At 68.3% G+C, this 13,115-nt stretch carries 13 protein-coding genes; 4 read left to right on the plus strand and 9 right to left on the minus strand.

All coding sequences use genetic code 11. The annotated features are described in order from the left end of the window. Nucleotides 1–73: 73 nt before the first annotated feature. Nucleotides 74–424, minus strand: coding sequence for a hypothetical protein (locus FHY06_RS04065; RefSeq protein ID WP_132751084.1), 351 nt, complete (start codon nucleotides 422–424; stop codon nucleotides 74–76). Nucleotides 425–618: 194 nt separating this feature from the next. Between FHY06_RS04065 and FHY06_RS04070 the strand changes: the two genes are divergently transcribed. From FHY06_RS04070 to FHY06_RS04080, 3 genes are read left to right on the plus strand one after another with little or no spacing between them, the layout of a single operon-like run. Beyond that, complete coding sequence (locus FHY06_RS04070; RefSeq protein WP_184603508.1) at nucleotides 619–1,296, plus strand: HAD family hydrolase; 678 nt, start codon at nucleotides 619–621, stop codon at nucleotides 1,294–1,296. Continuing rightward, a complete protein-coding gene (gene pgm, locus FHY06_RS04075; RefSeq protein WP_184603510.1) occupies nucleotides 1,293–2,948 on the plus strand; it encodes a phosphoglucomutase (alpha-D-glucose-1,6-bisphosphate-dependent) in 1,656 nt (551 codons plus the stop codon). Before FHY06_RS04070 ends, pgm begins: the two co-directional genes overlap by 4 nt. Nucleotides 2,949–2,954: 6 nt before the next feature. Then, a complete protein-coding gene (locus FHY06_RS04080) occupies nucleotides 2,955–3,353 on the plus strand; it encodes a PPC domain-containing DNA-binding protein (RefSeq protein WP_184603512.1) in 399 nt (132 codons plus the stop codon). Between the two features lie 3 nt (nucleotides 3,354–3,356). Here FHY06_RS04080 and FHY06_RS04085 read toward each other — a convergent pair whose 3' ends face one another. From FHY06_RS04085 to FHY06_RS04100, 4 genes are all read right to left on the minus strand, one after another. Beyond that, entirely contained in the window at nucleotides 3,357–4,718 is a 1,362-nt protein-coding gene (locus FHY06_RS04085) for a homoserine dehydrogenase (protein WP_184603514.1), read from the minus strand. Between the two features lie 272 nt (nucleotides 4,719–4,990). Then, entirely contained in the window at nucleotides 4,991–6,046 is a 1,056-nt protein-coding gene (locus tag FHY06_RS04090; protein ID WP_184603515.1) for an amino acid ABC transporter permease, read from the minus strand. Further along, complete coding sequence (locus FHY06_RS04095; RefSeq protein WP_184603517.1) at nucleotides 6,043–7,047, minus strand: amino acid ABC transporter permease; 1,005 nt, start codon at nucleotides 7,045–7,047, stop codon at nucleotides 6,043–6,045. The genes FHY06_RS04090 and FHY06_RS04095 overlap by 4 nt, the downstream gene beginning before the upstream one ends. Before the next feature lie 123 nt (nucleotides 7,048–7,170). Continuing rightward, complete coding sequence (locus FHY06_RS04100; protein ID WP_026346170.1) at nucleotides 7,171–8,205, minus strand: amino acid ABC transporter substrate-binding protein; 1,035 nt, start codon at nucleotides 8,203–8,205, stop codon at nucleotides 7,171–7,173. Between the two features lie 170 nt (nucleotides 8,206–8,375). Here FHY06_RS04100 and FHY06_RS04105 point away from each other — a divergent pair, with 170 nt between their 5' ends. Continuing rightward, nucleotides 8,376–8,771 (plus strand): DoxX family protein, encoded by a 396-nt coding sequence (locus FHY06_RS04105; RefSeq protein ID WP_019652517.1) that lies wholly within the window; start codon nucleotides 8,376–8,378, stop codon nucleotides 8,769–8,771. A gap of 10 nt (nucleotides 8,772–8,781) precedes the next feature. Here the strand turns inward: FHY06_RS04105 and def are convergent, their stop codons facing one another. The 4 genes from def to FHY06_RS04125 all read right to left on the minus strand — a co-directional run bounded on the left by def (nucleotide 8,782) and on the right by FHY06_RS04125 (nucleotide 13,114). After that, nucleotides 8,782–9,321 (minus strand): peptide deformylase, encoded by a 540-nt coding sequence (gene def / locus FHY06_RS04110; RefSeq protein WP_184603519.1) that lies wholly within the window; start codon nucleotides 9,319–9,321, stop codon nucleotides 8,782–8,784. A gap of 45 nt (nucleotides 9,322–9,366) precedes the next feature. Continuing rightward, the gene (locus FHY06_RS04115; RefSeq protein ID WP_019652515.1) at nucleotides 9,367–9,771 is read right to left on the minus strand and encodes a hypothetical protein; all 405 of its coding nucleotides are present in this window, start codon (nucleotides 9,769–9,771) and stop codon (nucleotides 9,367–9,369) included. Nucleotides 9,772–9,897: 126 nt separating this feature from the next. Then, a complete protein-coding gene (gene ligA / locus FHY06_RS04120) occupies nucleotides 9,898–11,985 on the minus strand; it encodes an NAD-dependent DNA ligase LigA (RefSeq protein WP_184603521.1) in 2,088 nt (695 codons plus the stop codon). A gap of 25 nt (nucleotides 11,986–12,010) precedes the next feature. Then, nucleotides 12,011–13,114 carry a cell division protein ZipA C-terminal FtsZ-binding domain-containing protein gene (locus tag FHY06_RS04125; protein ID WP_019652513.1) on the minus strand — a complete coding sequence of 368 codons (1,104 nt, stop codon included), beginning with the start codon at nucleotides 13,112–13,114 and terminating at the stop codon, nucleotides 12,011–12,013. Between the last annotated feature and the right edge of the window lies 1 nt (nucleotide 13,115).

The following is a 13,115-nucleotide window of genomic DNA, read 5'->3' on the forward strand; positions in this document are numbered from 1 at the left end:
GAAGATTTGTTACTGGCACGTGTGCGCACCACAACACCTTCGTATACAACGCGGTGTCGGCCAGTACGCCGCCCTATCCGCAGTACGCGCCGACCACGCGGCCGGTGGGCTCGACCTGCACGTTGAGCCGCATCATGTCCTGCGCCGGATCGGCCGGTTCCGTCGCGAGAACGGTGCGCGCCATCCTCGCACCCGCGCGCTGGCGCATTTCCTCCAGCAGCTGCTGCGTGATGCGAAGCCCCAGCCCGAATCGCACCGACGCCGCCTGGCAGGTGTCGGGCGGGGTGACGAAGCTCGGCGGCTCGGGCACTTCCGAAGTCAGGGGGCGGTCGGCCGGCGGCGACTGGCAGGCGGCCAGGCCCATGCAGAGAGCCCAGGTACCCAGGACCGCCGCGGACCGGCGTCGACCGTTCGTGATGTGCATCTTTCGTGCTCCTTCCTCGCGTTCAAAGTTCCTCGAGAGCTTATTCCGCTGCCGGGCGCCCCTGCGTCAAAGGTTAAGCCAGCGAGCCGCGAACCATCAACTAAATCACGCGGCCGCGATCCGGCATCGCATTCGGGCGCTATGCTGAAAGCAACGCGCGCAGTACCCGGCCGAGCTCTCTCGGCCCCATCCCCATGACACAGCCTCCTGCCACGGTTTTCCTGATCGACGTCGACAACACGCTGCTCGACAACGACCGCTTCATCGCCGACCTCCACGCACGCCTCGACGAGGCCTTCGGCGCCGAAAGCGCGAGCCGCTACTGGGTCGGCTTCGAGCAGCTTCGCGACTCCCTGGGCTACGTCGACTACCTCGGCGCGCTGCAGCTCTTTCGCACGAGCAAAAGCCGCGAAGGCATGAGCGATGCGCGGCTGCTGCGGATCTCGGAGTTCGTCATCGACTACCCCTTCGCCGACAGGCTCTATCCCGGCGTGCACGAGACGCTGAAGCACCTGCGCCGCCACGGTCCCACGGTGGTCCTCTCGGACGGCGACGTGGTGCTGCAGCCGCGCAAGGTGCAGCGCTCGGGCCTGTGGGAGGCCACGGAGGGCCGCGTGCTGATTTACGTGCACAAGGAAGAGATGCTCGACGTCGTCGAGCACCACCATCCCGCGCGGCACTACGTGATGATCGACGACAAGCTGCGCATCCTCTCGGCCATGAAAGCCATCTGGGGACCGCGTCTTACAACGGTCTTCGTGCGGCAGGGCCACTATGCGCTCGACACCGCGGCCAACGCAGCCTACGCACCCGCCGACATCACCGTCGAGCGCATCTCGGATCTCATCAACTTCGACTTCCCATCGACATGAGCCAAGCAAGCAATCCCCTGGCGGGCAAGCCCGCACCCATCGAACTGCTGGTCGACGTGCCGCGCCTGGTCTCGGCCTACTACACAGGCCGGCCCGACCCTGCAGTGCCCGCGCAGCGCGTGGCATTCGGCACCTCGGGGCACCGGGGCTCCTCCTTCGACGATGCCTTCAACGAATGGCATGTGCTGGCGATCAGCCAGGCCATCTGCGACTACCGCAGGCAGAAGGGCATCGACGGACCGCTCTTCCTCGGCATCGACACGCACGCCCTTTCGACGCCGGCCTTCGGCAGCGCGGTCGAGGTGCTGGCAGCCAACGGCGTGGAGCTGATGATCTCGAAGGACGACGAGTACACGCCCACGCCGGCCGTGTCGCACGCGATCCTGGTCTACAACCGCGGCCGCACCACGGGGCTGGCCGACGGCATCGTCATCACCCCCTCGCACAACCCGCCCGAGAGCGGCGGCTTCAAGTACAACCCGCCCAACGGCGGCCCGGCCGGCACCGACATCACCTCGGCCGTCGAGGCAGCCGCCAACAAAATGCTGGCGAACGGCCTCGAAGGCGTGAAGCGCATGCCACTCGCGCAGGCGCTGCGCGCTTCGACCACGCACCGCCACGACTACCTGAACACCTACGTCGAGGACCTGGCCCAGGTGCTCGACATGGATGCCATCCGCGACGTGAACATCGACCTGGGGGTCGACCCGCTCGGCGGCGCCGGCGTGCGCTACTGGCCGGCCATCGCCGAGCGCTACAAGCTCAAGCGCCTGAACGTGCTCAGCCGCGAGGTCGACCCGACCTTCCGCTTTATGTCGCTCGACTGGGACGGCCGCATCCGCATGGACCCGTCGTCGCCAGACGCGATGCACAAGCTGATCGAGCTGAAGGACCGCTTCGGCATCGCCTTCGCCTGCGACACCGACCACGACCGCCACGGCGTCGTCGCCGGCAGCACCGGCCTGATGCAGCCGAACAGCTACCTCGCGGTGATGATCGACTACCTCTACACGCACCGGCCGAACTGGCCAGCGCGGGCGGCCATCGGCAAGACGGTGGTGAGCAGCCAGATGATAGACCGCGTCGCCAGCCGGCTCGGACGCAGGCTGCACGAGGTGCCGGTGGGCTTCAAGTGGTTCGTCGACGGGCTGGTCGATGCCTCGCTGGCCTTCGGCGGCGAGGAAAGCGCAGGCGCGACCTTCCTGCGCAAGGACGGCTCGGTGTGGACCACCGACAAGGACGGCATGGCGCCCGCCCTGCTCTCCGCCGAGATCGCCGCGCGCACCGGACGCGACCCGGGCGAGCGCTATGCCGAGCTGACGCAGGCGCTGGGCAGGCCGGTCTCGAACCGGGTGGACGCGCCGGCGACGGTCGAGCAGAAGAAGCGGCTGTCGAGCCTGTCGCCGCAGCAGATCCGGTCGACCGAGCTGGCGGGCGACAGGATCGCCGAGGTGCTGAGCCATGCGCCGGGCAACGGCGCGGCCATCGGCGGCGTGAAGGTCGTCACCGCGAATGGCTGGTTCGCCGCGCGCCCCTCGGGCACGGAGAACATCTACAAGATCTACGGCGAGAGCTTCAAGGGCGAGGAGCATCTCGCGCAAATCCTCGAAGAAGCGCAGCACGTGGTGGACGGCGCGCTCGCAGGGAACTGAAGCCGCATGCGGACGCTGGTGCTGCGGCTGAACCCGGGCGACGACCTGCGTGCGTCGCTCGGCTCGGCCCTGGCTGCGAGCGGCAGTGAAGCGGCATTCATCGTCTCGGGCATCGGCAGCCTGAACGGGGCGAGCATCCGTTTCGCGGGGGCGCCGACGCCGGCTCGCATCGAGGGCGAGCTGGAGATCCTCACACTGGCGGGCAGCCTGTCGCCGGACGGATCGCACCTGCACATCAGCGTGTCGGACGCCGAGGGCCGCGTCTTCGGCGGGCACGCGGCGCCGGGCTGCGTCGTGCGGACCACGGCCGAGATCCTCGTCGCCGTGCTGCCGGAGTGGCAGTTCGCGCGAACGCACGATCCGCTCACCGGCTATGCCGAGCTGAGCCCGCGCCGGAAGCCCTGAAGCTCAGCCTTCCAGCGACTCCACACGCAGCGTCGTGACCGGCCCCGCCACCTCGGCGCGCGCCTGCAGCGCATGCACGGCCAGGTCGAGCGCGCCCTGCTCCACCGGGCCGGTCAGCACCAGCACCTGAGGTCCCACTCCGGGCCGTTCGGCCGCCAGCGCGACCTGGCGCACCGGCACTTTCCGCTCGGCGAGGCCGGCGGCGATCGCCTGGATCTGATCGAGCGCATGCACCGGCACGCGCAGGTAGTGCGAGGTGTGGACGGCTGCGCGCGGCAGCACGGCCAGCGCATTGGTCGCATGCGCATGGACGCCGAGGTGCGGCACATGCTGCGCGGCATGGACGCCGTCGAGCCGAGCCACGTCGACAAGGTCGGCGATCACGGCAGAAGCGGTCTGTTCCGAGCCGGCGCCCGCGCCGTAGTACATCGTGAGTCCGGCCGCGTCGCTCTTCACCATGACGGCATTCATCGAACCGTTCACCTGCGCCATCAGGTGCGCGGCAGGCACGAGCACAGGCTGCACGCGCAGTTCGACCCCGGCCGCCTGCCGGCGCGCGACGCCCAGCAGCTTGATGCGGTAGCCCAGTTGCTCGGCGCAGGCCACATCCACGCCCTGCAGCGCGGTGATGCCCTCGACCTGGGCGTCTGCGAAGCGAAGCGGCATGCCGAAGGCGTTGGCGGCCAGCAGGGTCAGCTTGTGGGCCGCGTCGATGCCCTCGATGTCGAAGCTGGGGTCGGCCTCGGCATAGCCCAGCGCCTGGGCCTGCGCGAGTGCGGCGGCGAAGTCCAGGCCCTCGTCGCGCATCTTGCTCAGGATGAAGTTGGTGGTGCCGTTGATGATGCCGGCCACCCATTCGATGCGGTTGGCGGCGAGGCCTTCGCGCAGCGCCTTGATGATCGGGATGCTGACGGCCACCGCGCCTTCATAGGCCACGATCACGCCCTTCTCGCGCGCGGCCGCGAAGATTTCGGCGCCGTGTACCGCCAGCAGCGCCTTGTTGGCCGTGACCACGTGCTTGCCGTGCGCAATGGCGGCCAGCACCCAGTCGCGCGCAGGTCCGGTGCCGCCGGCCACTTCCACCACCACGTCGATGTCGGGATGCGTGGCGACGTGCATCGCGTCGGCCGTCAGCGCGACGCTGTCTCCCACGATGCCGGCCGCGCGCTCCAGGTTGCGCGCGGCGACCATCACCAGTTCGATGGACCGGCCGGCCCGCGCCGCGATGTCGGCACGGTTGCGCGCCAGCACGCGGAAAGTGCCCGAGCCGACGGTGCCGATGCCGATCATCCCGACGCGCAGGGTACGGATGGCCGCCTGGCGGTGGTGCAAGGGCTCTAGGGATTCAACGGGATCGCGGTACATGGACAACTCCTGACGAAAAAACAAAACCCAGCTGCCAGAGCTGGGTTCATTCGTTCGGGGGAGAGAGCGATACACCAGGTGGCTGCCGGAACGGCCACCTGCGCGTGCTCAGGTGGCCGCGGTGGTAATGGTGGTAATCATTCGAGCAACGACCATCGCCTGCGCGGAGGCAGGCGGCATCATGCGGCCCATGGGGGCTGCGAAGGATGCGAAGGGGAAGCGTTGGCTCGACATGAAGCCCTGGAGTGTACAGGACCTGGGCGGCGTCCCGGTCAGGGTGCGGCCGACAGCCGCTTTTCGAGCCATACGCTGTAGCGCGAGAGCCCGAAGCACAGCACCCAGTAGACCGCGGCCACGAAGAGGTAGCCCTCGAGGTAGAAAGGCCGCCAGGTCGGGTCGCCGCCCAGCGCCAGCCCCAGCGCGCCCGTCAGCTCGAAGAGGCCGACCACGGTGACCAGCGAGGTGTCCTTCAGCGTGCCGACCACGTTGTTGGTCAGCGCGGGCACGACGAGGCGCAGCGCCTGCGGCAGCACGATGTCGCGCTGCACCGGCCAGCGGCCGAAGCCCAGCGCCATCGCCACTTCGGTCTGCCCGCGCGGCACGGCCTGCAGGCCGCCCCGGATGATCTCCGCGAGATAGGCGGCCACGAAGAGCGCGAGGCCCGCGAGCACGCGCAGCAGCACATCGGGCTGCCATCCGGCCGGCCAAAGCAGCGGCAGCAGGAACGAGGCCATGAACAGCACCGAGATCAGCGGCACGCCGCGCACCAGTTCGATGTAGCTCGCGCACAGGGTGCGCACCACCGGCCAGCCGGAGCGCCGCCCCAGAGCCAGCAGCAGTGCCAGCGGAAAGGCCAGCGCCAGCCCCACCACCGCGAGCCCGATGGTCAGCGGCAGGCCGCCCCATCGCCCGGTGGGCACATGGCTCAGGCCCAGTACGCCGCCACGCATCAGCAGCACGAAGAGCAGCAGCGCAACGACCCACAGCGGCACCAGCCACCAGCGCCAACTGCGCGGCCAGGCGCTGAGCATGGTCACTGCCGACAACACGACCACCGCGACGGCGGGACGCCACTGCTCCTCGTACGGAAAGCGCCCGAAGAGCATCGGCCGCCACTTCTCGGCCACCACGCCCCAGCAGGCGCCGTGCTGCGCGGCGCGGCAGGCCTCGGCGTCAGGCCGGAACACCGCGTGCACGATGCCCCATTCGACGACGTGGAAGCCGATCCACGCGAAGAGCGCCAGCAGCAGCAGCGTCGCCAGCACGCGCATCGGCGAACCCCAGAGCTCGCTTCGCCATGCGATCGGCCCCTGCGCGGCGTTCCTCATCCCCAGCCCCGCAATGCGACGCGCGCGTTGTAGCGGTTCATGCCGAAGGAGATCAGCAGCGACAGCAGCAGGTAGACCGCCATGATGATCGCGATGCACTCGAAGGCGCGGCCGTTCGTGCCGATGGTGGTGTTGGCCACCGACACCAGTTCCGGATAGCCCACGGCCACCGCCAGCGACGAGTTCTTGGTGAGGCTCAGCAACTGGTTGGTGAGCGACGGCACGATCACCCGAAGCGCCTGCGGCAGCACCACGATGCGCAGCTGCTGCACCGGCGAGAGCCCCAGCGCCTGCCCGGCCAGTACCTGCCCCTGCGGTACGGAAAGGATGCCTGCGCGCACGATCTCGGCCACGAAGGCGGCCGAATACAGGCTCAGGCCGGCGACGATGGTCACGTACTCGGGACTGAGCGCCGCGCCGCCGCTCACGCCGAAATCACCGCGCTCGGGAAGCTCGAAATGCAGGCCGCCCTCGCCCATCATCGGCCACGGCACGCTGAGGCCGCCCTTGCTCAGCCACACGCCCGGCAGGAGCCGCACCGGCTCCGTCGGATCGGGCAACAGGTTCGCCATCGCGAAAGCCAGCATCAGCAGCTGGACCAGCAGCGGCACGTTGCGCACCAGCTCGACATAAGCGGTGCAGATGCCGCGCAGCAGCACATGCGGCGCGAGCCGGCCTATCCCGATCAGCGTGCCCAGCACGACAGAGAAGATGGCTGCGGGCACTGCCGCGCGCACCGTATTGATCAGGCCCGCAAGGAAGGCGCGCCAGAACGGCTGGCTGGCATCGAAGTCGAGCCAGCCTTCGCTGATCGAGAAGCCGGCAGGCTCGGTGAGAAAGTCGAAGCCCGAACGCACGCCGCGTGCGCGCAGCACCTCGAGCGCATGGTGAACCACCCAGACCGCTCCGGCCACCACGGCCAGCACCAGCAGGGCCTGGACGGCCCATGCCAGCCAGGCCCCGCGCGATGACGAAGGAGCAGCGCTTTTACGGATAGTCATTGCGTCGTGGAGAAGCGGTCCAATGCCAGGAACACCGCGGAACCGGCCGCGCCGGGCCGCTGGTGTTGCGCCCGGCGACGGGATTGGCGAAGCGACACGAAGTGCGCGAAGCCTGGGGAGCTCTTATCTCACCGGGGGGGCGTAGATCAGGCCGCCCTTGCTCCACAGGTTGTTGGAGCCGCGCGGCAGCTTCAGGACCGACTTCGGTCCGACGTTGCGCTCGAAGATCTCGCCGTAGTTGCCCACGGCCTTGATGGCGCGGAAGGACCAGTCCTTGTCCAGGCCCAGCAGCTTGCCGAGGTCTTCACCGGAACCGAGTAGGCGCTGCTGCGCCGGGTCCTTGCTGCTGGCCTTGAGCTCGTCCGCGTTGGCCTGCGTGATGCCGAACTCCTCGGCCTCGATGAGCGCGTTGGGCACCCACTTGGCGATGGCGAACCACTCGTCGTCGCCGCGGCGCACCAGCGGCGCCAGCGGCTCCTTGGAGATCAGTTCGGGCAGGATCACGTAGTCGTCGGGATTGGTCGCTTCCTTGTTGCGCAGGCCGGCCAGCGCCGAGGCGTCCGTCGTGAAGGCCTGGCAGCGGCCCGAGAAGAAGGCCTTGAACGAGGCCTCGAAGCTCTCGAACACCACCGTCTTCACGGGAATGCCCTGCGCACGGAAGTAGTCCGACACGTTCTTCTCGTTGGTCGTGCCCGACTGGGTGCAGATGGTCGCGTTCTTGAGCTGCTTGGCGCTCGTCACCTTGAGCTTCTTGGGCACCAGGAAGCCCTGGCCGTCGTAGTAGGTGATTGTGGTGAAGTTGAAACCCAGCGAGGCGTCGCGGGTGAGCGTCCAGGTGGTGTTGCGCGCGAGGATGTCGATCTCGCCGGCCTGCAGGGCCGAGAAGCGCTGTTGTGAGTTGAGCGGAACGAAGTCGACCTTCTTGCCGTCGCCGAGCACGGCAGCCGCGATGGCGCGGCAGGTGTCGACGTCCAGGCCCGACCAGTTGCCCTGCGTGTCGGGTGCCGAGAAGCCGGCAACGCCGTTGGTCACGCCGCACTTGACGGTGCCGCGCTGCTTGACTGCATCGAGCGTCTTGCCGGCGAAGGCCGGGGCGGCAAAGGCCAGGGCTGCGAGGCAGGCGCCCGCGAGCAGCGCCGGCCGGAATGGTTTGTTCATCATTGGTGTTCTCCTCAACAACGGTAAGCAAAAGGCAGTGTACGGGCCGACGGCTGACTCTGCCAAAGAACTCCGGGTTGAATGCATATGCGCCTCGACGGGCTGGCTGGAAGCGCCGCAGGGTCACTACCATACGGCCCTTCACCAACCACTCAATGGGAATCCACACAATGGTCAAATCCGACGACACCGGCAAGTTCATCCTGCGCGTTTCTCTCGGCGTGCTGATCCTCCTGCATGGCATCGCCAAGCTGCAAGGCGGCGTCGGCTTCATCTCGGGCATGCTGGCCCAGCACGGGCTGCCGGGCGCATTGGCCTATCTGGTCTACATCGGGGAGGTGGTGGCGCCGGTGCTGCTGATCGTCGGCCTCTACACGCGGCCCGCCGCCTGGATCGTTGCCATCAACATGGTGGTGGCGATCGCGCTGGTCCACACGAAGGAACTGGGCGCACTGGGCAAGCAAGGCGGATGGGCGCTGGAACTGCAGGGCATGTTCCTGGCCGCAGCGCTCGGCCTCGCCTTCATGGGCGGCGGCCGCTTCGCGCTGAGCAGCAAGTACAACTGAGCCGGCGGGCTCAATCGTCGTCGGCAGCATCGAGGCCCGGAAACAGGACCTCGGTGCAGCCGAATCGCGAGAAATCGCGAACCCGCATCGGGTAGAGCTTGCCCAGCAGGTGATCGACCTCATGCTGCACCACGCGCGCATGAAAACCGGTGGCGACCCGATCGATGGGTTCACCGTAGGGGTCGAAACCCGTATAGCGGATGCTGGCGAAGCGCGGCACCACGCCGCGCAGGCCCGGCACCGACAGGCACCCTTCCCAGCCCTCTTCCTCTTCATCGCCCAAGGGTGTGATGACAGGGTTCAGCAGCACGGTGCGCGGCACCGGTGGCGCATCGGGATAGCGTGGATTCACGACATCGGTGCCGAAGATCACGAGCTGCTGGTCGACGCCGATCTGCGGCGCGGCAAGACCGGCTCCATTGACCGCATGCATGGTCTCGAACATGTCGCGCACCAGCATGTGCAGTTCGTCGGTATCGAATGCAGCCACCGGCTGTGCGATGCGCAGCAGCCGGGGGTCGCCCATTTTCAGGATTTCGCGGATGGCCATGGCGGGATTATCGCGATGGCTCCAAACTCCTCCCCCCGGAGGGGATCAGGGAGGGGTCTGGTTCTTCGAGTCGGGCGAAGTCCAGAGTCGCGCGTTGCCGCGAGGAGGGGTCGGGATAGAGCCCGGGCCGCCACCCGCGATGGGCGGACGAGGCGGCACCACCACAGGCGGAGCCACTGGGCGGCCGCCACCACCCCAGGCAGGCGGGCGGACCGGATAGGCCGGCCGGTCGTAGTAAGGCCTGTCGTAATAGCGCGGACGCCGCTCGTAGTAGCCGCCGCCGTTGATGTAGACCGGCGCCGGCACCACCACGGGCGCGGGCTCGCTGTAGTAAGGCCCCGACGAATAGCCCCCGCCGTAGTAGGGATCGGCTGGAACGCCGACGCAGCCGGTCAGCAGCGCGACGCCACCGATGGCGGCACAGGCACCGAGAACTCGAATTTTGGTCATGAGGGACTCTCCTTGTGGCCTTCAATTAGCTTTCAACGTCAGGTTGTAGACCCTGTTGACTGCGCTGCGATGAAGCAGCGTAACGGCCGGTAAAGAGGCCGGTCGGCGTCCCTGCCGCTCGACGACTCAAGCCGCCGGAACGCCGTTGGCAAGAATCTCCAGCATACGCGCCTCGTCGATGATCTCCACACCGGCCTCGCGCGCCTTCTCGAGCTTGCTCCCGGCCTCTTCACCCGCCACCAGGTAGTGGGTCTTCTTGCTGACCGAACCGGACACCTTGGCGCCCGCCGCCTCCAATTTATCCTTTGCTTCGTCGCGGCTCAGCGTAGGAAGGGTGCCGGTGATGACGAAGGTCAGCCCCGCCAGCGGCTTCGGCGCCCGGGCGGCCGGCTCGCCCTCTTCCCAGGTCAGGCCGCAGGCACGCAGTTGCTCGACCACCTCACGGTTGTGCGGCTGGTCGAAGAAGGTGCGCAGGCTCTGCGCCACCACCGGGCCGACGTCGTTCACCTCGAGCAGCTGCTCCTCGGTCGCGTCCATGATCGAGTCCAGCTTGCCGAAGTGCTTGGCCAGGTCCTTTGCGGTGCTCTCGCCCACATGCCGGATGCCCAGCCCGAACAGGAAGCGCGGCAGCGTGGTCTTCTTCGAGGCCTCCAGCGCATCGACGAGGTTCTTCGCCGACTTCTCCGCCATGCGGTCCAGGCCCGCCAGCGTGGCGAAGCCCAGCTTGTAGAGATCGGGCAAGGTCCGGATCAGGTTCGAATCCACGAGCTGCTCGACCAGCTTGTCGCCGAGCCCGTCGACATCCACCGCGCGACGCGCCGCGAAATGCAGGATGGCCTCCTTGCGCTGCGCCGCGCAGAACAGCCCTCCCGTGCAGCGATAGTCGACCTCGCCCTCCTCGCGAACCGCCTCCGAGCCGCAGACCGGGCACTTGCGCGGCATCGTGAAGACCGGGCCGCGCTGATCGTCGGGCTTGGCCAGGCTCTCCGGCGACACGCCGACCACTTCGGGAATCACGTCTCCGGCGCGGCGCACGATCACCGTGTCGCCCACGCGCACGTCCTTGCGGCGCGCCTCGTCCTCGTTGTGCAGCGTGGCGTTCGTCACCGTCACCCCGCCGACGAACACCGGCGCAAGCTTGGCCACAGGCGTGAGCTTGCCGGTGCGCCCGACCTGGATCTCGATGCCGACCACCTCGGTCAGCTGCTCCTGGGCGGGGTACTTGTGGGCCACGGCCCAGCGCGGCTCGCGCGAGACGAAGCCCAGCTGCCGCTGCAGCTCGATGCTGTCGACCTTGTAGACCACGCCGTCGATGTCGTAGGGCAAGGCATCTCGCTGGCGGCCGATGTTCTCGTGGAACGCTATGAGTTCGATAGCGCCTGTGGCACGGGCCGTCTGCGTGGCGACCGGGAAGCCCCATTCGTGGAACTGCTGCAGCCAGTCGAACTGCGTGGGCCAGTCGGGCCCGCCTTCGGCGGCGGGCGTCACCTCGCCCAGCCCGTAGGCAAAGAAGCTCAGCGGCCGCGCCGCGGCGATCGCGGGATCGAGCTGGCGCACGGCGCCGGCCGCCGCGTTGCGCGGATTGACGAACACCTTCTCGTTCTTCTGCCCGTCCGCGATCTTCTGGCGCTGGCGCTCGTTGAGCGCGTCGAAGTCCGCGCGCTTCATGTAGACCTCGCCGCGCACCTCGACCACCGGCGGCGCCTTGCCCTTGAGGCGCAGCGGGATCTCGCGCACCGTGCGGATGTTCTGCGTGACGTCCTCGCCCACCTCGCCATCGCCGCGCGTGGCCGCCTGCACCAGCACGCCGTTCTCGTAGCGCAGGTTCATGGCAAGGCCGTCGAACTTCAGTTCGCAGACGTAGCCGACCTGCGGGCCGTCCTCGGCGAGGCCCAGTTCGCGGCGCACGCGCGCATCGAAGGCGCTCGCGCCGCCGGGCGTGATGTCGGTCTCGGTACGGATCGACAGCATCGGCACCTTGTGGCGCACCTTGACGAAGCCTTCGAGCACCTTGCCGCCGACGCGCTGGGTCGGCGAGTCGGGCGTGCGCAGATCGGGAAACTCGGCCTCGATGGCCTGCAGGCGCTGGAAGAGCCTGTCGTACTCCGCATCCGGCAGCTCCGGCGCGTCGAGCACGTAGTAGAGATGGGCGTGCCGGTGGAGCTGTTCGCTCAGTGCGGCGGCTTCGCGTGCCGCTTCGTCGCGCGTCGTCATGGTGTCTCCCGAGGAGGAATCGAAATCAGCTGAAGAGTCGCCGCGCCAGCGGGGAACCCGCGGCAAGGTCGCGCCCGTCGAGCGTGTCGTAGAGCTGTTCGAGATCGGCGCCGATGACGTCCATGGTCTCGTCGCGCAGCAGCTGGCCGTCGCTGTCGGTGACCACGCCGTCCATCTCGCGAGCCAGGGTGGCGGCGGCTTCGCGCATGCGGCGGAAAGGTTCCTCGGCACGGTCGACCTGCGGCACGTCCAGGCTCAGGCTGAGTTCGCGGATGGCCGACTGGGCCGGGTCGTCGGCCAGCGCGGCCTGCGTGTCGAAGGCCAGGCCGAGGATCGGCGGCAGGCCGGCTTCGCTGGCCGGCAGCACCATGCGTCCCGGGATGATGCCCGCCACGAAGCCCAGCCGCGCGGCGTTCTGCTGCACGTAGCCCGGGCTCCAGGCCGCATGCAGCGCACGCAGGACGAAGCCCAGCTGCGCATCGTGTGCGCTGGCGAACTGGTCGAGCTCGCGGGCCCGCGCCACCTCGTCGAGCATCTCGGGAAATTCCGGGGCTCCGTTGACTGCATCGGCAAAGGCCTGGGCCTTGACCACGAACTCGGAGTACTCGATCTCGTTGAGCGCGCCCGTGCGGTTGGCCAGCTGCACGCCGACCTGGAAGGCGCTGTAGCGCTGGCCGGCCACGGGCGGCTCCCATTGCCCGGTGTGTTCGTTCAGGCCCTCGATGGCCACCGGCTTGCTGCCCGCACGGCGCGTGGGCGGCATCGCGGCGAGAGCGGCATCGCCCGAGGCCAGGCCATCCAGCGAGATCGGCGCGATCACGTCGATCAGCGGATCGAGTCCGCCCCGGCGCTCGACCGGGGGCACGGCGGCGCTGCTGGGCGCGGGAAGATCGGGGTCGAACAGCGGCTCGTGCCGGTCGGAGCCCTGCACCTTGTTCGGATCGTCGTTCAGCACCGGCTCCACGCCGTCGCCGCCCGCGGCAAGCGCACGCTCGGCTTCATCGAGCGCGACGTCGACCGCATCGGGTTGCCGCGGCGCATTGCGGCGCGACATCATGGCCTCGTAGCCGATGACGGCCGCGAGAACGAGGCCGCCGAAGATTGCCAGGGCGAGTGTGAGATTGCTCATG

It is taken from the genome of Variovorax atrisoli, assembly GCF_014195185.1.
In the GTDB taxonomy this organism is placed as follows: domain Bacteria; phylum Pseudomonadota; class Gammaproteobacteria; order Burkholderiales; family Burkholderiaceae_C; genus Variovorax; species Variovorax atrisoli.